Annotated in this window: 25 protein-coding genes and 1 tRNA gene; 2 read left to right on the forward strand and 24 right to left on the reverse strand. The window is 45.7% G+C overall.

All coding sequences use genetic code 11. The features are described 5' to 3' along the window. Window positions 1–15: 15 nt before the first annotated feature. From HOP45_RS12550 to clpP, 9 genes are all read right to left on the reverse strand, one after another. Window positions 16–591 carry a nitroreductase family protein gene (locus HOP45_RS12550; protein WP_181349634.1) on the reverse strand — a complete coding sequence of 192 codons (576 nt, stop codon included), beginning with the start codon at window positions 589–591 and terminating at the stop codon, window positions 16–18. A 123-nt stretch (window positions 592–714) separates the two neighbouring features. Further along, on the reverse strand, window positions 715–2,001 hold the full coding sequence (eno, locus tag HOP45_RS12555; RefSeq protein WP_181349635.1) for a phosphopyruvate hydratase: 1,287 nt from the start codon (window positions 1,999–2,001) through the stop codon (window positions 715–717). Window positions 2,002–2,030: 29 nt separating this feature from the next. Beyond that, a complete protein-coding gene (gene gpmI, locus HOP45_RS12560; RefSeq protein WP_181349636.1) occupies window positions 2,031–3,566 on the reverse strand; it encodes a 2,3-bisphosphoglycerate-independent phosphoglycerate mutase in 1,536 nt (511 codons plus the stop codon). Next, window positions 3,559–4,320, reverse strand: a complete 762-nt coding sequence (gene tpiA / locus HOP45_RS12565; protein WP_181349637.1) for a triose-phosphate isomerase — start codon at window positions 4,318–4,320, stop codon at window positions 3,559–3,561. The genes gpmI and tpiA overlap by 8 nt, the downstream gene beginning before the upstream one ends. 19 nt (window positions 4,321–4,339) lie before the next feature. After that, window positions 4,340–5,521, reverse strand: coding sequence for a phosphoglycerate kinase (locus HOP45_RS12570; protein WP_181349638.1), 1,182 nt, complete (start codon window positions 5,519–5,521; stop codon window positions 4,340–4,342). Window positions 5,522–5,703: 182 nt separating this feature from the next. Further along, window positions 5,704–6,711: a type I glyceraldehyde-3-phosphate dehydrogenase gene (gene gap, locus HOP45_RS12575; protein WP_181349639.1), complete on the reverse strand. Its 1,008-nt coding sequence runs from the start codon at window positions 6,709–6,711 to the stop codon at window positions 5,704–5,706. Between the two features lie 37 nt (window positions 6,712–6,748). Then, a complete protein-coding gene (locus HOP45_RS12580; RefSeq protein ID WP_181349640.1) occupies window positions 6,749–7,777 on the reverse strand; it encodes a sugar-binding transcriptional regulator in 1,029 nt (342 codons plus the stop codon). Between the two features lie 141 nt (window positions 7,778–7,918). After that, a complete protein-coding gene (locus tag HOP45_RS12585; RefSeq protein WP_181349641.1) occupies window positions 7,919–8,155 on the reverse strand; it encodes a glutaredoxin family protein in 237 nt (78 codons plus the stop codon). A 251-nt stretch (window positions 8,156–8,406) separates the two neighbouring features. Next, the gene (gene clpP / locus HOP45_RS12590) at window positions 8,407–9,039 is read right to left on the reverse strand and encodes an ATP-dependent Clp endopeptidase proteolytic subunit ClpP (protein WP_181349697.1); all 633 of its coding nucleotides are present in this window, start codon (window positions 9,037–9,039) and stop codon (window positions 8,407–8,409) included. 208 nt (window positions 9,040–9,247) lie between these two features. Here clpP and HOP45_RS12595 point away from each other — a divergent pair. Both HOP45_RS12595 and HOP45_RS12600 read left to right on the forward strand, forming a co-directional pair. Beyond that, window positions 9,248–9,321, forward strand: a tRNA-Arg gene (locus HOP45_RS12595). Between the two features lie 167 nt (window positions 9,322–9,488). Beyond that, window positions 9,489–9,713, forward strand: a complete 225-nt coding sequence (locus tag HOP45_RS12600; RefSeq protein WP_181349642.1) for a hypothetical protein — start codon at window positions 9,489–9,491, stop codon at window positions 9,711–9,713. A gap of 181 nt (window positions 9,714–9,894) precedes the next feature. Here the strand turns inward: HOP45_RS12600 and HOP45_RS12605 are convergent, their stop codons facing one another. The 15 genes from HOP45_RS12605 to HOP45_RS12675 form a co-directional block, all read right to left on the reverse strand. Beyond that, window positions 9,895–10,149, reverse strand: a complete 255-nt coding sequence (locus HOP45_RS12605) for an HPr family phosphocarrier protein (protein ID WP_181349643.1) — start codon at window positions 10,147–10,149, stop codon at window positions 9,895–9,897. Window positions 10,150–10,285: 136 nt separating this feature from the next. Next, window positions 10,286–11,236 (reverse strand): DNA-binding protein WhiA, encoded by a 951-nt coding sequence (gene whiA, locus HOP45_RS12610; RefSeq protein ID WP_181349644.1) that lies wholly within the window; start codon window positions 11,234–11,236, stop codon window positions 10,286–10,288. A 33-nt stretch (window positions 11,237–11,269) separates the two neighbouring features. Beyond that, on the reverse strand, window positions 11,270–12,223 hold the full coding sequence (locus tag HOP45_RS12615; protein WP_181349645.1) for a gluconeogenesis factor YvcK family protein: 954 nt from the start codon (window positions 12,221–12,223) through the stop codon (window positions 11,270–11,272). Between the two features lie 3 nt (window positions 12,224–12,226). After that, a complete protein-coding gene (rapZ, locus tag HOP45_RS12620; protein WP_181349646.1) occupies window positions 12,227–13,111 on the reverse strand; it encodes an RNase adapter RapZ in 885 nt (294 codons plus the stop codon). 2 nt (window positions 13,112–13,113) lie between these two features. Continuing rightward, window positions 13,114–13,593, reverse strand: coding sequence for an NUDIX hydrolase (locus HOP45_RS12625; RefSeq protein ID WP_181349647.1), 480 nt, complete (start codon window positions 13,591–13,593; stop codon window positions 13,114–13,116). A 393-nt stretch (window positions 13,594–13,986) separates the two neighbouring features. After that, entirely contained in the window at window positions 13,987–14,940 is a 954-nt protein-coding gene (trxB, locus tag HOP45_RS12630) for a thioredoxin-disulfide reductase (protein ID WP_181349648.1), read from the reverse strand. A gap of 102 nt (window positions 14,941–15,042) precedes the next feature. Further along, window positions 15,043–16,065 carry a tetratricopeptide repeat protein gene (locus HOP45_RS12635; RefSeq protein ID WP_181349649.1) on the reverse strand — a complete coding sequence of 341 codons (1,023 nt, stop codon included), beginning with the start codon at window positions 16,063–16,065 and terminating at the stop codon, window positions 15,043–15,045. A 91-nt stretch (window positions 16,066–16,156) separates the two neighbouring features. Next, window positions 16,157–16,771 (reverse strand): bifunctional phosphoribosyl-AMP cyclohydrolase/phosphoribosyl-ATP diphosphatase HisIE, encoded by a 615-nt coding sequence (gene hisIE / locus HOP45_RS12640; protein ID WP_181349650.1) that lies wholly within the window; start codon window positions 16,769–16,771, stop codon window positions 16,157–16,159. Then, window positions 16,768–17,526 carry an imidazole glycerol phosphate synthase subunit HisF gene (gene hisF / locus HOP45_RS12645; protein WP_181349651.1) on the reverse strand — a complete coding sequence of 253 codons (759 nt, stop codon included), beginning with the start codon at window positions 17,524–17,526 and terminating at the stop codon, window positions 16,768–16,770. The genes hisIE and hisF overlap by 4 nt, the downstream gene beginning before the upstream one ends. 1 nt (window position 17,527) lies before the next feature. Continuing rightward, complete coding sequence (hisA, locus tag HOP45_RS12650; protein WP_181349652.1) at window positions 17,528–18,256, reverse strand: 1-(5-phosphoribosyl)-5-[(5-phosphoribosylamino)methylideneamino]imidazole-4-carboxamide isomerase; 729 nt, start codon at window positions 18,254–18,256, stop codon at window positions 17,528–17,530. 12 nt (window positions 18,257–18,268) lie between these two features. Next, complete coding sequence (gene hisH / locus HOP45_RS12655) at window positions 18,269–18,898, reverse strand: imidazole glycerol phosphate synthase subunit HisH (RefSeq protein ID WP_181349653.1); 630 nt, start codon at window positions 18,896–18,898, stop codon at window positions 18,269–18,271. Next, window positions 18,899–19,492: an imidazoleglycerol-phosphate dehydratase HisB gene (gene hisB / locus HOP45_RS12660; protein WP_181349654.1), complete on the reverse strand. Its 594-nt coding sequence runs from the start codon at window positions 19,490–19,492 to the stop codon at window positions 18,899–18,901. It lies immediately after the preceding gene. Then, window positions 19,489–20,763, reverse strand: coding sequence for a histidinol dehydrogenase (hisD, locus tag HOP45_RS12665; RefSeq protein ID WP_181349655.1), 1,275 nt, complete (start codon window positions 20,761–20,763; stop codon window positions 19,489–19,491). Before hisD ends, hisB begins: the two co-directional genes overlap by 4 nt. Continuing rightward, entirely contained in the window at window positions 20,760–21,401 is a 642-nt protein-coding gene (gene hisG / locus HOP45_RS12670) for an ATP phosphoribosyltransferase (RefSeq protein WP_181349656.1), read from the reverse strand. The genes hisD and hisG overlap by 4 nt, the downstream gene beginning before the upstream one ends. Continuing rightward, complete coding sequence (locus HOP45_RS12675) at window positions 21,394–22,578, reverse strand: ATP phosphoribosyltransferase regulatory subunit (RefSeq protein ID WP_181349657.1); 1,185 nt, start codon at window positions 22,576–22,578, stop codon at window positions 21,394–21,396. Before HOP45_RS12675 ends, hisG begins: the two co-directional genes overlap by 8 nt. Window positions 22,579–22,741: the final 163 nt, after the last annotated feature.

Below are 22,741 nucleotides of genomic sequence, written 5' to 3' on the forward strand. Positions count from 1 at the left end.
CAGTTTTTTTGCACGTTAATCCATAAATCGCAATTTTTTTATGATGGGCGTACGGGCTCTGGCATTCGGTATTCGATTGGGATACCCCATCTGTAAGACGGCAACAATCTTATGCATGTCGGGGTCAAGTCCACGGGCTTCTACAAATTCAGGGTCATAGATATAGGGATTCGATGTCCATAACACGCCCACGCCTGCATCCCAGGATACAAGCTGTACGTTTTGTATATATGCACACACCGCTGCATAATCTTCTTCATATTTACGCTGATCCGTGTCCTTCTCCATATACACAATGGCGTGATGCGGGATGTCGATGAGAAATTGTTTAATGCCTTCCATCATCCGGTCTTTTTTATCTTCCGCGTATCCATCTGCCAGACCTTCTCTCACGTAGCTATCCGCCACTTGATCGGCATAGTGACGTTTTGCTTCTCCCTGGACAATCTGAATAGCCCACGGTTCTTTCATACGATGGGTGGGCGCCCATGCGGCCGTAGCAAAGATATGCTGCAACATTGGACGCTCCACGTGTTTTTTTGCAAAATCATGAATGGAACGACGGTTCACAATGGCCTCTTGAACATCCACGCTCTCACCTTCTCCCTTTCGAAATTAATACGTATGTAGTCGGTCAGTTAGCCACGTTTATGCCCTACATCATATCATAAGAAAAGCCTCTCTGAATATACAGAGAGGCTTTATCATGGTTAGCTATTTGGATAAGTTATAGAAGGCTTTCACGCCAGCGTACTCCGCTGTGCCAAGCAACTGATCTTCAATTCGAAGCAGCTGATTATATTTCGCTACACGGTCGGTACGCGAAGGTGCGCCCGTTTTGATTTGGCCTGCATTAGTCGCCACTGCGATGTCTGCAATAGTCGAATCTTCTGTTTCACCTGAGCGGTGAGAGATGACAGCCGTATAACCGGCGCGTTTTGCCATTTCGATCGCTTTGAATGTTTCCGTCAAGGATCCGATTTGGTTAACCTTGACTAAGATGGAGTTGCCAATTCCTTCTTCAATTCCGCGGCCCAGCTTTTCAGTATTCGTGACAAATAAATCGTCTCCTACTAACTGAACGCGGTCGCCAATGCGGTCTGTCAGCTGTTTATGGCCTTCCCAATCATTTTCATCCAGTCCGTCTTCAATCGAAACAATCGGATATTTGTTGACGAGGTCTTCATACCAATCAACCATCTCTTCGGAAGTGCGCGTGACGCCTTCACCTTTCAAGTTGTACTTGCCATCTTCATAAATTTCAGAGGCAGCCACGTCCATCGCCAACAGGACTTCTTCCGTCGGTTTGTAGCCGGCTTCCTCAATCGCTTCGATGATCGTTGATAAGGCTTCTTCATTCGATTGCAGGTTCGGCGCAAAGCCGCCTTCATCGCCGACACCCGTGTTGTAGCCTTTCGATTTCAATACTTTTTTCAAAGCATGGAAAATTTCAGCTCCCATCCGTAAGCCTTCACGGAAATCTGGAGCACCGACCGGCATGATCATGAATTCTTGGATATCGACATTGTTATCGGCGTGCTCGCCGCCATTCAAAATATTCATCATCGGAGAAGGTAGGGTTGTGGCACTGAAACCACCTAAATATTTATATAGCGGAAGGCCTACGAAATCAGCCGCCGCATGGGCTACAGCCATAGAAACGCCTAGAATGGCATTCGCTCCTAGTTTTCCTTTGTTATCCGTACCATCCAGTTTCAGCATCAGGTCATCGATGATCACTTGCTGGGTGACGTCAATATCAATTAATTCAGGCGCAATCTTTTCGTTGACATTCTCTACCGCCTGGAGTACCCCTTTGCCGAGGTAACGGTTTTTGTCCCCGTCACGCAACTCTACTGCTTCATATTCACCAGTAGACGCACCGCTTGGTACAAGGGCGGAGCCAAACGCTCCTGATTCGGTATAAACCTCTACTTCCACAGTCGGGTTTCCGCGGGAGTCTAACACTTCGCGAGCATAAACGTCTGTAATATATGGCATACGATTCTCTCTCCTTTGTTTTTCATGAATTATTTTTTAATTAGAGACTGGCCGGTCATTTCCTCAGGCTGCTCAACATGTAACAACTCGAGTAAGGTCGGGGATAAATCGCCTAGGACTCCCCCATCTCTCAGTTTCACCCCGTCTTTCGTCACAATGACAGGGACAGGATTCGTCGTGTGCGCAGTCATAGGATAACCGTCTGGCGTGATCACTTCATCCGAGTTGCCGTGATCGGCGGTTACAATGGAATGCCCGCCTTTTTCGGTGATTTTATCGACAATTTTGCCAAGGCATTCATCCACCGCTTCAATCGCTTTGATTGTAGGTTCAAGCATACCGGAATGACCCACCATATCGGGATTGGCGAAGTTTAGAATAATGGCGTTATGCTTATCTTGATCCAACTCGCTCAGCAGCGCTTCTGTCACCTCATAAGCACTCATTTCCGGCTGCAGATCATACGTCGCCACTTTAGGTGAATCGATGAGGATGCGTTCTTCTCCCGGGAATTTCTCTTCCCGTCCGCCGCTCATAAAGAATGTAACGTGCGGGTATTTTTCTGTTTCAGCAATACGCAGTTGTTTCATGTCTTGGTCTGCCAGCACCTCGCCGATCGTATTTTTCAAATGATTGGGAGCGAAGGCAATATTGCTATTCACTAACTCACTGTACTGGGTCATGCCGACAAAATGAATATGTTTTGGAGCATCCTCCCCACGATCAAATTGATCGAAGTCATCATTTGCAAACGTTTGGGAGATTTGAATAGCACGATCGGGACGGAAATTGAAAAAGACAATAGCGTCTTCATCCTCAACCGGTGCAACGGGGGCGCCGTTATCATCCGTAATGACCACCGGCTCCACAAATTCGTCATAAATTTCTTCTTCATACGACGCATCAACGGCTTCAAGCGGACTCGCATAGCTCGGCCCTTTTCCATAGGCGATGGCGTCATAGGCTTTCTTCACACGATCCCAGCGGTTATCACGATCCATCGAGTAATAACGTCCGGAAATGGTTGCGAATTGCCCGACGCCTATCTTCTCCATTTCGTCCTCGGCCTGTTGAATAAAGGTTTTAGCTGTTTGCGGCCCGACATCACGGCCATCGAGGAAACCGTGCACGTAAACCTTCTGCAGTCCTTCATTAGCAGCGAGCTTAAGCAAGGCGTATAAATGGTTGATATGGCTATGGATGCCGCCGTTCGAAAGCAAGCCAAAAATATGCAGTGCTTTGTTCTTAACTTTGGCATGTTCCACTGCATTTCGGAGAGCATCGTTTTGGTAGAAATTTTCTTCACGGATAGCTAAATGGATCCGTGTCAAATTTTGATACACGACCCGGCCGGCCCCGATATTAAGGTGGCCGACCTCCGAATTCCCCATTTGACCTTCCGGAAGCCCGACAGCTTCACCGCACGCTGTCAACTGGGAATGCGGGTACTGCTGCCACAGTCGGTCGAAATTGGGGGTGTTCGCCTGTTTCACAGCGTTACCTTTCTCTTCCTCGCGGATCGCATAACCATCGAGGATGATTAAAGCAGCAAGCTTATTACTCATGTTTACCTGCCTCCACAAGCTTCAAGAAAGAGCTTGCTTCTAGACTCGCGCCTCCTACTAGGGCACCGTCTATATCGGTACGTGACAACATTTCATCCGCGTTAGCAGGTTTTACACTCCCCCCGTACTGAATGCGGATCGCTTCGCTTGCCTCAGCAGAAAATGTATCTTTGATGACCTGACGGATGTGGGTGCACACTTCATTAGCTTGTTCAGCTGTAGCTGTGCGCCCTGTTCCAATCGCCCAGATCGGTTCATAAGCGAGAATCGTCTGCTTCACTTTCGCTTCAGAAAGACCTTCCAATGCTTTTTTCACTTGTGCCTCGACAACTTGCATTGTACTGTTGTTTTCGCGCTGCTTTAACGATTCTCCAAAACAGACGATAGGTGTCAATTTATGATTAAATGCTGCATGGACTTTTTTATTGACAACATCATCCGTTTCGCCAAATAACTCACGACGCTCAGAATGACCAAGGATAACGTGAGTCACACCCAGGTCTTTCAGCATGAGGGGACTTACTTCGCCTGTGAACGCACCGCTTTCTTCAAAGTGCATGTTCTGAGCACCGATTTTAAGAGGCGTCCCTTTCGTTTCTTCTACAAGTTTCTGTAAAAAGGGAAATGGTGCACACACTACGGATTCTACAGCGTCTTCTCCAGGCACTTCATTCTTAGCAGCCTGTACGAACTCTTCAGCTTCTGTATGGGTTTTGTTCATTTTCCAATTTCCTGCAATCACTTGTTTACGCATCGATTGTCACCTCTCCTATTTATTTATCTTTTAATACTGCAACGCCTGGCAGTTCTTTTCCTTCCATAAATTCAAGTGAGGCTCCTCCGCCCGTTGAGATATGGTCCATATCATCGGCATAACCGAATTTTTCAACAGCGGAAGCAGAATCGCCGCCTCCAATAACCGTATAACCCTTCGTATGAGCCATGGCATCAGCTACCTCTTTCGTTCCAGCAGCGAACAGGTTATATTCAAATACGCCCATAGGGCCATTCCAAATGACCAGCTTTGAATCATTGATGATGTCTGTATACGTTTGCCGGGTATCAGGGCCGATATCCAAAGCTTCCCAATCTGCAGGAATCTCATCGATGCTGACAGCTTTCGTATTGGCGCTCTCAGAGAAATCATCCGCTACAATCACATCTTTAGGCATGATGAAGTTGACGCCTTTTTCTTCCGCTTTCTTCATGTACGTTCGCGCCATGTCGATTTTATCCTCTTCAAGCAAGGACTTTCCGATTTCATAACCTTGCGCTTTGACAAAGGTATAAGCCAAACCGCCGCCAATAATCAAGTTATCGACTTTATCAATCAAGTTGTCGATGACCCCGATTTTGTCTTTCACTTTGGCACCGCCAATAATAGCAGTGAAAGGACGCTCGGGGTTTTCCAAAACCTGGCCGAGAACATTGAGTTCTTTCTCCATTAAAAAGCCGGCGACAGCAGGTACATGCTGCGCAATGCCTTCTGTCGAAGCATGGGCCCGGTGAGCTGCACCAAACGCATCATTCACATATAAATCAGCCATTCGGGCAAATTGTTGGGCCAGTTCAGGATCATTCGTTTCTTCACCAGGATGGAAGCGGACGTTTTCAATTAACAGCACGCCGCCTTCTTCCAAGTTTGTAATAGCCCGGTTAACTTCTGACCCGACAACTTCGTCCGTCTTCGTTACCGTTTGACCCAACAGATTGCTTAGACGTTCCGCCACTGCATCCAATCTGAGTTCATCAAAGACTTCACCTTTAGGACGTCCCAGGTGACTTGCAAGCACCACTTTTGCTCCATTGGAGATTAAATGGCGAATGGTAGGCAGAGCCGCTTTAATCCGTGTATCATCACTGACTTCCTTCCCTTTCATCGGAACGTTGAAATCAACACGGCAAAATACGTTTTTCCCTTTTACATCTACATCTCGAATCGTTTGCTTGTTCATCGGAAAACGACCTCCTTTGGTATTGATACCGCGTGCAAATTCCTTGCCTACTATGTACGTTTCCTGATTGATACGCTCCAAAACGCTGAAACGTAGAATTTCCCTAAGACAAGGGTAAAGGAGGAGGACATACGACCCCCTCCTTTTCACAGGCTTCCACTATCTGGTTGGATTTATTTCACTTACAAACCTTTTTCTTTCAAGAATGCTGCTAGGTCGACACAACGGCTGGAATAACCGAATTCATTGTCATACCACGCAACGACTTTCACCATATTATCTTCTAGGACGAGCGTGGAAATCGCGTCGACAACAGAAGAAAGGGTGTTGCCGTTATAGTCTTTGGATACAAGCGGTTCTTCGCTATATCCAAGAATGCCTTTCAACTCGCCTTCTGCCGCATTTTTAAGGGCTGCATTGACGTCTTCAGCAGACACATTCTGATCCAATTCAGCTACGAAGTCAACAAGTGACACGTTGGATGTTGGAACACGCATTGCCATGCCATTCAACTTACCGTCAAGCTCAGGAAGAACTTTGGCCACAGCCTGCGCAGCACCTGTTGTAGTCGGAATGATATTTTCTCCGGCAGCACGGGCGCGACGATAGTCTTTATGAGGCAAATCAAGGATTTGCTGATCGTTCGTATAGGAGTGTACAGTCGTCATCATACCGCGCTTCAGGCCAAATTGATCATGAAGGACTTTAGCAGCTGGCGCCAGGCAATTGGTGGTGCAGGAAGCATTGGAGATGACGTGGTGGCTGGAAGGGTCATACTTCTCTTCGTTGACACCCATAACCACGGTTAAATCTTCCTGTTTAGCTGGTGCAGAGATAATGACCTTCTTCGCGCCTGCATCCAAGTGCTTCTTAGCATCATCACGCTGAGTGAAACGGCCGGTGGACTCAATTACAACTTCTACACCGTATTGATCCCAGCCAAGCTGAGCAGGATCTTTTTCAGAAAGAACTTTAATCTCTTTACCGCCGACAACAAGATTATCGCCACTTACAGTGACTTCCTCGTCCAGCTTACCGTGCACGGTATCATATTGAAGTAAATGAGCCAGCATATTGGCATCAGTAAGGTCATTCACCGCTACGACTTCTACATCGTCATTTTTCAATGCGGCACGGTACACATTACGTCCAATTCGTCCAAAACCGTTTATTCCTACTTTTACTGTCATACTCTAACTCCTCCTTAAAATCATAAAAACTATTTATTTAAAGGGACGTATCCCTTACAAACTCTTTTGCAGCACCTTCATCTGTAATTAACACGTTGCTTTGACCCGGTTTAAAATAGGAAGCTATCGCTTGTGCTTTTGACCGGCCGCCGGCGACAGCAATGACGTGAGAGGCATCCTTTAAATCCTCCAACTGCAGACCCACGGTTCTCACCTTATGAACCAGTTCGCCATGACGGTCGAAATAGTAGCCAAATGCCTCGCCCTTGGCTTCACCCTGTTGAATTTGATTCAGCTGTGATCGACTGGTTTTTCTTCGTTCAGCCATCGTTAATGCATCGCCAATGCCGTGAACGACAATTTCAGAATGACGGATGAGATCCAGGACTTCTTTGACTGAAGGTTCTTCTATAATAGTCTGGTAAGATTCCTCACTTAAGGGGTCTGGCACATACAAGAGCCGATAATCGCCACGGGCTTTTTTAGCCATTTCAGCGCAGATCGTGTTAGCTTGGTTTTCCATTCGTTCACCGAGACCTCCGCGAGCAGGGACAAACAACATTTCTTCTGGAAATGGCGGCGGGGTCATCATATCGGCTACAGCAGCCATCGTCGTACCGCCGGTGATCGCAACTGTATCATCACGCTTCAATACATCATGCAAATAGCGCACACATGCTTTGCCCATTTCTTGTTTAACCCATGACGTTTGATCACTGTCGCCAGGTACAACAACAACGTAGTCTAGCTTTAATTTATCCTTTAATCGGCTTTCTAAAACCTTGATGTCCGCTACCTCTTTAATAAACTCAGAGAGTTGTTCAAGAATAGACTGTCCTTCATGGGTTAAATTCATGCCTCGTGATGTAATTTCAACAGCACCTTGCTTGTTCAAAAAATCAATTTCACTTCTGACGGTTCGTTCAGCAAGTTCCACATTATCAGCCAACGTACGCCTGCCGATTGGCTGCATCAACTGAATGTAGTGCAACAATTGATAGCGGCGCTGCATCACTTCCAGAACATCAGGGAATATTTTCTTTTGTAGGTCTATTAAAGCTCTCATGGTCAAACTCCTTTAGCAATGCACGTCCGGGTTAAATTCGTCCCGACTTGGCATATTTTGTCCCACTTGAAGCAAAAAATATTACCTGCAGTTTTAATACTACCAATCCACATTTACTTTCGCAAGCGCAAAACAGTGCAATTAATTTTGTAACCGTTCTCTTATCGTAAAGAGGTCGAACTGCTGATAATTCCATGCTTCGTTTCCAATCATGACGACAGGAATTTCAAGCTGATATTTTTCCAATAATGCCTCATCTTCGTAAATATCCTTTTCTTTCAATAGAAAAGGGGCATCCATTTGAACCGTTTCCAGCATTTCTTTCACTTCGTCGCACAACGGGCAATGCTGTTTAGTATACAACATGACCTCTTCCATTCTGACACCCTCCTTTTCTAACCCGTCCATCTCGGCAAATATATTCCTCATATAAAAATATCCGCTTTATTGTCTTGATTATGAGACAACTTGATTGTAACTGATATGGATACGTCTATAAAGTGAATGAAACTGTTCAAGGCAGAATAACCCGCCTTGTTTTCCTCTGGTAAATTCGACAGCACCATATCTGCAATAGACAAAGAAATGAGACGCCTCATTATTAAAATAAGGCGCCTCTTGCTTGGTTATTATTCAGCTGTTTTTTCCATCACTTTGTCGATCATACCGTATTCAACTGCTTCTGTAGCAGACATGAAGTTGTCGCGATCCGTGTCTTTTTGAATCACTTCAAGCGGCTGACCTGTACGTTCAGAAAGAATATGGTTCAACTTCTCACGCATTTTTAAAATGCGCTTGGCATGAATTTCAATATCTGTCGCTTGACCTTGCGTGCCGCCTAGTGGTTGGTGAATCATGACTTCACTGTTTGGCAGAGCATAACGTTTTCCTTTTTCTCCGGCTGCAAGTAGGAAAGCTCCCATTGAAGCAGCTAGACCCGTGCAGATGGTAGACACATTCGGCTTGATGAATTGCATGGTGTCATAAATCGCCATACCAGCTGTAATTGAGCCGCCTGGAGAGTTGATATACAATGAAATATCTTTCTCAGGATCGTCTGCAGCCAGGAATAATAGCTGGGCTACGACCGAATTAGAGATGTTGTCGTCTATCGGAGCTCCTAGCATGATAATCCGGTCTTTTAATAAACGGGAATAAATATCATAGGCACGTTCCCCGCGATTCGTTTGTTCAATAACTGTAGGTACTAAATTCAATGTAAGTTCCTCCTTTTCATCATTGCTTCTATTTAATGATGTGATATGTTCATCATACAACTATGGTCAATTAAGGTCAAACAAAAAACATTGCTCCCATACAGGTTGTTCCTTTAATCATGTTTCCCATAAATTGGTCAGCTAAACGTGACAGTTTTATTATTCAGTCGTTCATATTTTACAGCAATAAATCCATTCCAGAGGCTTGCGTTTTCTGGGATGAGTGTATATAATATGTAATGCACTTCATTTTGCGCCCGTAGCTCAGCTGGATAGAGCAGTAGATTCCGGTTCTGCGAGTCGGAGGTTCGAATCCTCTCGGGCGCGCTAGTATAAAGCAGTCTTTCTTATTACAGAAAGGCTGCTTTTTTTATAGAAATTACACGAATTTGTTATATTAATGTAATTTCATTAAGGTAAATCGTATGTTATGGTAAAGATGTACGGAGCTTGTTAGTCGCTGGCACTCGTACACAAAAGGAGACAATTACCATATGAATACTATTTTACGTTACAAAATCTTGTCGACGGAACGCGTCTCAGAAGATCGCCGCATCCATGTATTTGACATGAAGACGCAACAAGAATTGTCTTTCAACTTAGAATCATTAAAAAGGACCCCGGCAAATCATGCTGGGATTGAATTGTCCTCGTTTTTAAAAACCAAACAAAAGAAAATAGAGCTTGGTCTATATGACCGTGAAGGACGTGCTTCGTAGCGCGTTCTTTTTTTGATTAACAGATAGGCTCGAACTCGAAACATCGGTCCGACCCCAATATAAAGAATAGCAGTTCAATTAAGGGGACGTATTCGCCTAAACTGAACTACTATACCTGGTTGATTTGATATGTGTCACACGTACTTGACTTTATGTTTGATCAACCATTCACATGATTACTTTAAGAATGATCGACGAATTTAATTAATTCACTAAGTGCCACTTCTTCATCAGTACCATCGGCAATAAGAAGAATCTCTTCATTAAACCCAACAGCCAGACTCATCAGTCCCATAATACTTTTGGCATTCACGCGTTTCGTGTCTTTCTCAATGAAAATATCACACGCATATCGGTTAGCTTTCTGGACGAATTGAGCAGCCGGTCTTGCTTGAAGGCCTGTTTCAAGTTCGATTTTAACTGTTCGTTCAAGCATTATCATTACTCTCCTCTCAACAAAGATCGTCCGGATACGGAAGCGCTATCATACCGTTTAAATAAAAACGCTTCCAGTTCGAAAGCGTTAGGAATGACCTCATTATAGCACGAACAATAACTGTCTTGCATTATTTTTATCTGCTTTCTTCGACTTCACCGCGTCTCACTTTTTCCGCAAACTCATCAATCTTTCGCAAGCGATGATTAACGCCCGACTTGCTGATATCAGCACCGGAAACGAGTTCACCTAGTTCCTTTAACGACACATCCTGATGTTGCAGCCGTAAAGACGCTATTTCTTGCAATCGATTCGGTAAGGCACCAAGACCGACCGTGTTGTTAATAAATTTAATGTTCTCAACTTGTCTGAAGGCAGCTCCAATGGTTTTGTTGAGATTTGCCGTCTCACAGTTCACGAGACGGTTCACAGAATTGCGCATATCCCGGACAATTCGCACATCTTCAAACTTGAATAGCGCTTGATGTGCCCCGATATTACTGATCAATTCCGTGATTTTATCCGCTTCCTTCATATAAGTGATATACCCTTTTTTACGTTCAAGCGTACGGGCATGCAGGCCGAATTCGTTCATCAACTGGCACAATGCATTATTATGATCAGGATCCGACGAATAGATTTCAAGATGGTAGGAGGATGTTTCGGGGTTATTCACCGAACCCCCTGCAAGAAATGCTCCTCTAAGATAAGCCCGCTTACACCCGACATTTTTTTGGTGTTTATGTGAAATATTTCGATTGATTCGAAACGGCTCGTCTAGGATATCCAAATCCTTAAGAACTTTCTCGGCATTCGATTTAATACGGACAATATAAACATTGTTCTTTTTCAGACGCATTTTTTTCCTCACCAGAAGTTCTACAGGGTAAGGATATAGTTTTTTGATCAATGTGTAAATGCGTCTTGCGATCGCAGCGTTTTCTGTCTGAACATCTAATACATACTGTTTGTTAGACAGAGAAAGCGTCCCATTCATGCGGATTAAAGCTGATAGTTCAGCTTCTGCACACTCATCGTCCGTTTCAACATTGGTCAGTTCTTTTTTTATCTCTGATGCAAACGACATAGATGCTCACCTCCCTGTTTGCCCAATTGCTCCCTATATGAGTGAATAGAGCAGTTTAGCTATTTTATCTGTGTCATGACGGAGCATCGTTTTAGTAGGGTCAATAATATCCCCTTCAATTATTTCAATTCCCATTTTCTGAACCCGCTCGATATCATAAAGGACAGGTTCAGAATTTTCTTCTGCATAAATTCTACGCATCGTTTGATCGATGGGAAGGTTATGCACAATGACGGAATGAATCGTGCCTTTTCCGATATGTTCATGCAAGGCCTGCACATGATCTCCAGCGGTATAGCCTGCGGTTTCTCCTGCCTGGGTCATCACATTACAGACATAGGTCACCTTGGCTCGGGTATGCCTCAGAGCTTCTCCTATTTCGGGAATGATGATGTTGGGGAGTATACTCGTATACAGACTGCCTGGCGCTACGACCACTAAATCGGCCTGGTTAATAGCTTGAATAGCTTCAGGTAACGGTTGAACAGGATTCGGACTCAAATACACACGTTTAATCCGTTTATTGGCCTTCGGAATATTAGATTCCCCCGTCACAATCGACCCATCCTCCATGACGGCATGCAAATTCATCGAATGATTAGCGATCGGCAAGATTTCCCCTTTGACATTTAAGACTCGCGATATTTCTTTGATGCCATGATGAAAATCCCCTCGCATTGAGGCAAGCGCAGCCAATAATAGATTACCCATCGAATGACCGGATAATCCATTCCCTTCTTTAAAACGGTGCTGAAATAAATCAAGGAGCATCGGTTCCGCTTCCGATAAGGCCGCGATGACGTTCCGAATATCCCCTGGAGCTGGTATTTCCATTTCGTCACGCAATTTACCTGAACTCCCACCATCATCCGCGACTGTGACAATGGCCGATAGATCTATGGGAAGATATTTCAATCCACGGAGCAGAACGGGCATTCCGGTACCACCGCCTATGACAACAACTCGAGGTAATGTATGATGATCCATGCCCTACATACCCTTTCTTTTATCGATATCTCGATGGGTGACATGGCACATATAATCAGTTGTGAAATAGTCGGCCAAATGTTCCGCCAGCGTAACCGAACGATGCTGACCGCCCGTACAGCCAATCGCTACAACAAGCTGACTCTTACCCTCGCGCTTATACTGCGGAAGCATAAACTGAAGCAGGTCGGTCAATTTATCCAAAAACTTCTGGGTGTCTGACCATTTCAAAACATAGGAAGAGACTTCAGAATGCAATCCGGTCAGTGGCTGCATATACTCAACATAGTGAGGGTTTGGCAAGAACCGGACATCAAATACTAAGTCGGCATCGATCGGAAGGCCATATTTAAAACCGAATGACACCATCTGCAATGAAAACACTTGCTGCTGACGCTGCGAATATTTATCTAAAATAGTTTCCCGCAGCTCTTTAGGTTTCAAATCTGTCGTATCGATGATCGTTTGCGCACGACCGCGCAACTCATCAAGCATATTCCGCTCCTGTCGGATGCCATCGAGCGGAAGCCCTTCTTTGGCTAAAGGGTGGGAGCGACGGGTTTCTTTATACCGTGACACTAACGATTGATCTTTAGCATCTAAAAAAAGAATATGTTCTTGTATCCAATCTTCTCCGCCCAATTGGTCCAGGGCATCAAATAGCGATTCGAAAAACTCCCGACCACGTAAGTCCATCACGAGCGCGACATTTTGAATATTGTTTGCCGAATCCTTCATTAATTCCAAAAACTTTGGCAACAAAGCCGGAGGCAAGTTATCGACACAAAAAAAGCCGAGGTCCTCAAAACTCTGCACAGCGACTGTTTTACCAGCTCCTGACATACCCGTTATGATGACCAGTTCGGTTTGTTTTTCCTTATCATTCATGGTTATCGCTCCCCCTGGGTTGGACGCGCCGGGTCCAGATCAACCTCTAATAATTCAAAATCGATCGTATACACAAACGTTCCGTGAATTTGTTCTTCTGCAGTTAAGATATGGCGAAAAATATGGCGATCACCTTCTGCCATCGGTTTAGTCAACACTTGTTCAACGGGAACCCATTCAAGTTCTCCCTCTTCACTTTCCTCTAACAATTCACCTGTATAGCCATTGCTGAAGAAAGTGAACATCATCCACTCCTGTACGATCTTATTGCCGTCACGCATAATGAATGTGAAGGAACCGCGAAGCTCAGGGTCAGAAACCTGCAAACCGGTTTCTTCAAAAAACTCTCGCTCTACAGATTCTTTGATCGATTCCCCTGTCTCCATCTTACCTCCAGGAGCTACATACCAGCCTCTTCTAGGCTTCTTCAACATTAAAACATGATCCTTATGAACCAAGATACAATTCGCTACACGTTGCATTTCTTCGTCACCTCTATCTCTTACGAGGACATCTTTTACCATTATACTATGAATAGTTTATCAAAAAAAGCGCAAGCGCCTTGTTCACCCCCGACAAGCTTAAGAACGGCCTCGGCGTGGCGTTTTTTGCCACAGAGAGGACGGGCTTAAGACCTCGAGGGGGTAGGCGCTGGAGCTGGATTCAAAAAAAGCGCAAGCGCCTGGTTATCCCCGACAAGCTTAAGCAAAACCGCAACGGGGTGACGCTATAACCATGCGAACAAAAAAATGGCACAGGTGTCTACACCTGTGCCTCAATAGGTCTATCTATTAAAAGGGGGTCAATTAATTAATCCCATTATAACCTATAAATGTTTCATGCGTGTTACAGGAGAGTTAAGTTGAAATTACTTTTTAATGCTGCAAAGCTTTGAGTTCTTCAAGTAAGTTCTCAATATAAGCTTGTGCAGATTGAGCTGCTATGCTGCCATCTCCTGTCGCTGTCACAATTTGGCGCAGTTCTTTCTCGCGGATATCACCTGCTGCAAATATGCCGGGTACCTGCGTCTCCATATTTTCATCCGTTTCGATATAACCCTGGTCGTTCGTAATACCGAGGTTCGTAAACGGGGTGCTTAATGGAATCAATCCGATATAAATAAAGACACCGTTCGTATCGAATTCATATTTTTCGCCCGTTTTCTTATTATGCAGATTAACACTGCCTACTTTCCCATCTTGATCATTGATCGATTCGACGACCGTGTCCCAAATGAAATCAATTTTATCATTATCAAAGGCACGATCCTGAATGATTTTTTGAGCACGTAATTCATCTCTCCGGTGAACGACCGTCACTTTACTGGCAAACCGTGTCAAATAGATACCTTCTTCTACAGCCGAATCACCGCCACCCACGACAACGATTTCTTTATCACGGAAGAAGGCACCATCGCAGACGGCACAATAAGATACACCGCGGCCGCCTAGTTCCCGTTCGCCAGGCACACCTAATTCTTTATATTCAGCACCTGTCCCAATAATGACAGTCCGTGCTTTATATTCTTTATTTCCTGCAATGACGGTTTTATATTCTTTCCCATCAATAACTTCTTTTATATCGCCATAAGCGTATTGAGCGCCGAATTTCTTAGCATGCTCAAACATTTTATTGGAAATATCGGGACCGAGTATGCTCTCAAACCCGGGATAGTTCTCGACATCTTCCGTGTTAGCCATCTGGCCACCCGGAATGCCGCGTTCCAACATCAACGTATCAAGGTTAGCGCGGGACGTATACACAGCCGCCGTCATGCCAGCCGGCCCGGCCCCAGCAATGATAACATCGTAAATCTGTTCTTCACTCATCCGAATCACAACCCTTTCTCTCACGGAATCGCCATAAGCATTCTAGATATATCCTATTAAAATAAATGAATAACGTCCATCGAAATGCTTATCGATTCCCGATCATTCTTCGCCTTTATTCCAAGGGCCGCCTTCTTCACTGAGCTCAGGGTGTCGGCGGCAGCCTTCTTCCCAGAGACCCAACGCTTTCGACGGATTTCCTGTATGATAAACAGCGATGCTGTACCATTTAAAATACCCTCGTCTGCGTTGCAGATGGGTATTTTTCAGCTTGCGGAATCGCGCAACTGCTTCGCTGTAATAGCCGGTCTTTGTCAATACTTCGGCAATCGCAAACCGCTGTTGATTCAGAATCGGATACACGTTCAATAAATTTTGAATATGGACGCGAGCACGATCCGGAGAGTCGATTACTGAATAAAATAAAGCCAAATTGATATGGGAATGGATATCTTCGTGATTTTGCTGTAACCATTGTTCTTCCAATTCAATCGCTTCATTCCGTTGACCGAGTTGAAACAGTGCATAAGCATAATTATGCTTCGCAACCGTAAATTCAGGATAAAGCTGCATCATCTCTTCTAAAACAATAACGGCTTTCTCCCATTCTTTATGCTCGATGTGATAAAAAACCGTTTCCTGATAAACGAGCAGTTCATCTTCCTCTTCGAATTTCCATTCATCATCCTCGGGTTCTTCCTCTTCAATCGAATCGAGCATTTCTAACAGTTGATCCGCAGCTTCTTTGAATTCCCCATTCTCTTCTACTTCCAAGTAGGTTTCAGCATATTTTTTTGCATCATCCAGAAGACCTAAATGAGCATAATTGTTAGCCATAAGATAATAACAATCGACGTATTGTTTGCCAAATTCGGAAATGACACCTGTCAGCAATTGGTTGGCTGCATGATAAGAGCCAACTTCAGTGTATACAACTGAAAGCTGGCACGGGTATAACGGTTCGTCAGGTGCGACTTCTATTGCTTTTTTCAACCATTTGATGGAGGCTTCAAATTTCCGTTTTTGGAATGATTGCACCCCATAAGTGAAATAAAATTCACCATCGGGCACAAATGGTATCACATTATCTTTATCTGTTTGTGATGGTACATGCTCCGATGTCATCATAACGCTCCCCCTATTACAAATCGCTAATTATTCATTATAGCACACATCAGGAGAAGCTTATAGGTGCTTTTTAGCTTTTCACGACCTTTTACTGGTGGCGCTGTTGTAAGACATCAAGGACTTGTTCAAACGTAACGCCTCGATCTGTGAGGAGCATGAGTAAGTGGAATAACAAATCGGCTGATTCCATTGACAATTCTTCAGCATCATCGTTTTTCGCTGCAATAATAACCTCGCCGGCTTCTTCTCCGATTTTTTTAGCAATCCTGTCGACGCCCTCCTGAAATAGTTTAGCGGTGTAGGAGCCTTCCGGCAGCGTGGTTTTCCGTTCAATCAGAAGGTTTTGCAATTGCTCGAGAATGGCATGGCTGTCCTCAGGTACGTCGGTGTTCTTATCACTGGAAAAACAACTGTAGCTGCCAGTATGACAGGCGGGGCCATTCGGAATGACGTGAAGAAGCACTGCGTCCTGATCACAGTCAAACTCTATATGCGCAACTTCCTGCGTATGGCCAGACGTCTCACCTTTGTGCCATAGCTCTTGACGCGAGCGGCTATACAGTACCGTTTCTCCTGTTTTAATCGTCTGTTGTAACGCTTCTTTATTCATATATGCCAGCGTCAGGACGCGTTTGCTTCGTGCATCCTGGATAATGGCCGGTACAAGACCCTTCTCATCAAACTTGATCTGTTCAATATTCACCGTACAATCACACCTTTTTCTCTAAGATAATCCTTCACATTATAAATGGACGTTTCTTTATAATGAAAGATAGAGGCAGCCAGAGCAGCGTCAGCATCCACTTGATGGAACACCTGATAAAAATCTTCGGCAGATCCGGCTCCGCCTGATGCGATAACCGGCACGGATGCCACCTCCTGGACAGCTTCTAATAGTGGCAAATCAAACCCTGTCTTTTCCCCGTCCTGATCCATAGAAGTAAGCAGAATTTCACCGGCACCGTGGTCCACAGCAAAACGCACCCAATCAAGCACCTTCCATTCAGTGGGCGTTCTCCCGCCTCGTGTATAAACACGCCACGTTCCAATTTCATGATCGTACCTTGCATCGATCGCTAACACCATGCATTGACTGCCAAAATAATCAGCTCCTTCTTGAATCAGCTGAGGGCGTTTGACGGCAGCGGAATTTAATGACACTTTATCCGCCCCAGCCCGCAAAATAGCTCTGATATCTTCCAAGGACCCGATTCCTCCGCCTACTGTAAACGGAATGGCCAGCGTAGCCGCTACTTCGCGCACGACTTCGATCATCGTCTTTCGTCCTTCATGGGTGGCAGAGATATCAAGAAATACGAGCTCGTCAGCTCCTTGAGCATCATACAGTTTAGCAAGTTCTACCGGATCGCCTGCGTCCCGGATATTTACAAATTGAATCCCTTTTACAACACGGCCTTCCTGGACGTCCAGACAGGGGATGATGCGTTTCGTCAGCATATCATTCCTCCTCCTGCAAAGCTTCTGAAAGCGTAAACTGTTTCGTGTACAAAGCTTTGCCCACTATCGATCCGACAATATTTGTTCGTTGATGTGTCTTTAGCTCACGCAGATCTTCAATCCCTTTTATGCCGCCTGAGGCAATAATTTCGGCTCCTGTTTCCTCTGCCATGCGTACAATTTCTCTCGTGTTCGGCCCGCTCAACATACCATCTTTTGCAATGTCGGTATAGATAAACGTTTTAGCCCCGGCCTCGGTCAGCTGTTTTCCTAATTCTACAGCTGTGGTGTCAGAGTTTTCCAACCAGCCTTCTGTAGCAACAAACCCGTTCCGCGCATCGATGCCAATCACAATTTGGTCACCGAAAACGGAGAGAAGATGTCTCGTCAATGTCGGATTTCTGACTGCAAGCGAACCTATGATGACACGGTCTACGCCACGATCTAAGTAAAAACGGACATCCGCTTCTGAACGAATGCCACCGCCGATTTGCACCTTGCTATCCAATTCCTGCGCTACGCGCACAACATACTCTGCATTCTTACGTGACCCTTCCTTGGCCCCATCTAAATCCACCATATGAATCCAGGTCGCACCTTCCGCAGCGAATGATTTTGCAACCTCAAAAGGGTCTTCTCCATAGACTGTTTCCTTGTCAAAATCGCCTTGCTCTAAGCGGACACACTTGCCTTGACGCATGTCAATGGCCGGGAATATCGTAAAACTCATCACTATCGCTCCTTATTCTCCCACAATTCGTTTACAAAAATTTTCAAGCAGTTGCATGCCGGCCGCCCCGCTCTTTTCCGGATGAAACTGGCTGGCGTACAGATTGCCCCGTCCTACGATGGCCGGCACGTTCACATGATAATCAGCCGTGGCAAACAAAATATCAGGGTCATCTGTTTCGACATAATAAGAGTGAACAAAATACACGTGGTCCTCCTGAATCTTCTCGAGTAACGGTTGATCTGGCTGGTGAAGCTGGAGACGATTCCACCCCATATGCGGGACTTTATAGCTTGTCTGCTGGCCTGTCTTCCCTGAGAACCGTATAATGGTGCCAGGAAGCAAACCTAAACCGCCTGTATGACCATTCTCTTCACTGCTTTCAAACAATAACTGCATGCCCAAACAAATTCCATAAACAGGAGTGCCCTTGTTCACTTGAGCTTGAATAAACTGAATAAAGCCATGCTCAGCCAATGCTTTCATCGCATCCGGAAACGCCCCGACGCCAGGGAGAATAAGACCGTCGCACCCCTCCAATCGTTCGGGCCGATCGCCGAATGTATAGGGCACATCTAATCGTTCCAAGGCTTTTGACACACTGAATAAATTCCCCATACCATAATCGATGATGCCGATCATTTACAAACGTCCTTTCGTACTTGGCACGCCCTGGATGCGTTCGTCCAACTTCGTCGCTTCATCTAGAGCACGGGCAAGCGCCTTGAACATCGCCTCAATGATATGGTGGTTGTTATGTCCATGATGAAGGATGACATGCACATTCATACGCGCTTCTAAGGCGAACTTCCAAAAAAATTCATGCGCATTTTCTGTATCAAACTGGCCGACCCGGTCAGCCGGCATTTCAGCTTTCCATTCAAGGTGCGGCCTGTCACTAAAATCGACCGCTACTGTGACCAAGGCCTCGTCCATGGGGAGAATCATATAGCCGTAACGTTTCATACCGCTCTTGCCCCCCACAGCTTTTCGGAAGGCTTGTCCGAGACAAATGGCCAGGTCTTCGGTCAGATGATGCGCATCTACCTCAACATCCCCGTAACCTTTGACATGCAAATCGAACAATCCGTGCTTCGTAAACAATTCCAGCATGTGAGCCATAAAAGGGACTTGCACATCTAAATCATGCTCGCCGCTCCCATCTATATTCAAGGCAAGTTCAATGTCGGTTTCCCCTGTTTTACGATTTATTTCCGCTGTTCTCGCTTCGTTCATAACCATCGCTCCTTACGTTTCTCGATTGCACGCGCGTGGCCTTCCAGCCCCTCTAATCGGGCAATCCGGGAAATGGCATCAGCATTGTTTCGAAACGCCTCTTCACTGTAGGAGATGATGCTCGACTTTTTCACAAAATCATCAACATTTAAAGGACTCGAAAATCGTGCCGTGCCGCTCGTGGGTAATACATGGTTAGGGCCGGCAAAATAATCACCTACGGGTTCACTGCTGAAAGGCCCTAGAAAAATCGCCCCTGCGTGTCTGATCATCCCGATTGTTTGAAAGGGGGATTCTGCAATCACTTCTAAGTGCTCGGGAGCAATTTCATTAACAGCTGCCACAGCTTCACCCCAGTCAGCACAGAGAATAATTCTTCCGTAATCCTCAATGCTGACGCGCGCTATGGCTTCACGTGGTAACGAATCAAGCTGGTGCGCTACTTCGTCGGCAACTTGGACAGCAAGTGTATCGCTTGTTGTGACGAGCACACTGGAGGATCGTTCATCATGTTCTGCTTGTGACAATAAATCAGCTGCAATCTCAGATGCGACCCCCGTTTCATCAGCTAAGACCACGATTTCACTGGGACCGGCAATCATATCAATATCGACCTCTCCAAACACTTCCCGTTTCGCTAAAGCAACGAAGAGGTTGCCCGGACCCGTGATTTTATCGACTGGTAAAATGGTTTCACTTCCGTAAGCTAATGCAGCCACTGCCTGGGCACCGCCGATTTTGTAGATTTCGTGCACACCTACTAGATCTGCTGCTGCCAACACACCTGCAGGCACATCACCGTGTTCATCAGGAGGCGTAACCATGACGATCCGTTTCACCCCGGCGACTTGAGCTGGAATGACGTTCATAAGAACAGAGGAGGGATAGGCGGCTGTACCCCCAGGCACGTATACGCCTACAGCATCCAGCGGTGTGATCTTTTGGCCAAGCATCGTGCCGTCATCCTGCGTGTCGAACCAGGATGACCGTGTTTGCTTTTCATGAAAACGCCGAATATTTCCGGCAGCTTCTCGCAACGCTTCGATTGTCTCGTCATCCATCTGCTTATACGAAGCAGCAATTTCACTTTCTGTTACTTGCAGCTGGGAGAGATGGACGTGATCAAATTTTTGCGTATAAGCGTGAATCGCCATATCCCCACGCTCTTTTACATCGGCCAAAATGTTTTGAACAGCCTTGCGCTGCTCTTCTGTTCCGCTATCTAATGAACGTTTCAACTCTGGAAGGTCCGATTTCCGAATCATTTTCATGAAACTTCTTCCTCCTCGATAATACGACCTAGATTTTGAACCATGATGTCGATTTCCTTGCTTTTCAGACGGTAGCTTACAGGGTTCACAATTAAACGAGAGGTAACATCAGTGATTTTCTCATACTCTACCAGGCCATTTTCATGGAGTGTCCGGCCGGTTGATACAATATCAACAATTCGATCTGCAAGACCGATCAAGGGTGCCAGTTCGATCGAGCCATTCAACGGGATGACTTCAATCTGTTCCCCTTGTTCGCGAAAATAGTGTGAAGCCACGTTAGGGTACTTCGTCGCAATTTTAGGAGCGATTCGGCTGAGCGGTTGATCCGGTAAACCGGCAACAGATATATAGCACGGGCTGATCTTCAAATCCAACACTTCATGTACGTCTCGATCTTGCTCCAGTAATACGTCTTTCCCGGCAATCCCTATGTCCGCCGCTCCATACTCTACATAGGTGACGACATCCATCGGCTTGGCCATCATAATGTTCAAGTTCTGGTCAGGAAAATGAATGATCAACTTCCGTGTCTCATCCATCCCCCCCGTTAAATCGTAGCCGGCTTTTTCCATTAACACGGCAGCTTCCTCGAATATTCGCCCTTTTGGCATCGCAATGGTCAATGGTTTAGACATCACTTCCACCTCCAGCAGCAGTCATATCGTAAATCTCCGTCAATTCTTGTTTGTACTGGTCCAGATCGGCAACCTGATCAATATGCTGCAACACCACAGACTTACCATCTTGACGTAAGGCTTGCGCCGTTTCTACTGCCTTTCCAAAATGTTCATCATCGAACAATACACATACCCTGTCCTCAGTCTGGACCGGTTGATCCAAGGCTTCCACTAACCGTTCCAAATAGACCGCAAAACCTGTAGCCGAAGCATTCAATTGAAAGGAAGGTAACAATTTATCATAGCGGCCGCCATTGCAGAGCAATGCTCCGAGGTTAGGCGCATTCCCTTCAAATAAAATACCTGTGTAATAGTTCATATGACTGATCAGATTCAAGTCAAAGCTCACGTATTCTTCGACCTGATACTGTTTCAGAAGCCGTTGGAGTTGTTTCAATTCGTTGACCGCTTGAATACATGCCTGGTTACGAGCTAGCTGTCTGCCTTGCTCAAAAATTTCTTCATTTCCGCGCAATTGCAAAAGCTCCAAAAGTGCCGTCTTAGTTGCATCGTCCACAGCCAAGGCAGCAACTTTCTCCCGATAACCGACGTAGTTTTTCCGGTACAAGTAATGCATCAGCGTCTCAATAAGCTCATCCTGCTCACCCAACAGATCCGTGAAAAACGCCTGCACGTAACCGACGTGCCCAACTGTAATTTCGAATTCCTCAAGCCCTGCTTCTTTCAGCGATGAAATTAAGAGCGCAATCACTTCAGCGTCCCCGTAGGAAGAATGGTCGCCGATCAATTCAGTCCCTACTTGCTCAAATTGCGCTGGCTTGCCGCCTTCCTGTTGTTGAGCTCGAAAGACCGGGCCATCGTAAGCAAGGCGTACCGGATGTTCTGCCCGCTTTAATTGCGAAGCTGCCACGCGGGCAATCGGAGCCGTTAAATCAGGGCGAAGCACAAGCGTATGCCCTTGCTGATCAAGCAGCTTAAACAACTGCTGTTCCAGGGTGGCGCTCGCTTTCCCCACTGTTTCGTGGTATTCCAGTAATGGCGTGTCCATGAAGGCATAGCCATACGATTTGATCACCTGCGTCATCTGATCGCGAGCCTGCTTTTTTTGATTATAAAAAAAAGGGAGCGTGTCCCGCATCCCTAATGGTTTTTCAAACATTAATCGTTTGGGCACTGTTGTCATCCTCTCCGTATGTCATTAACGCGCTTTAGTATGCTAATATGCTAACAAACGAAAGTTGGGGCGTCAATGAAATTTTACCTTTGTCCCGTCATACTCGTGTGAGTAGCTGCTACATCCTGGGTATAGTTGAAGGAAGCTTGAGCTACTTTACTCT

The organism is Thalassobacillus sp. CUG 92003, from assembly GCF_013618635.1.
Classification (GTDB): domain Bacteria; phylum Bacillota; class Bacilli; order Bacillales; family Halobacillaceae; genus CUG-92003.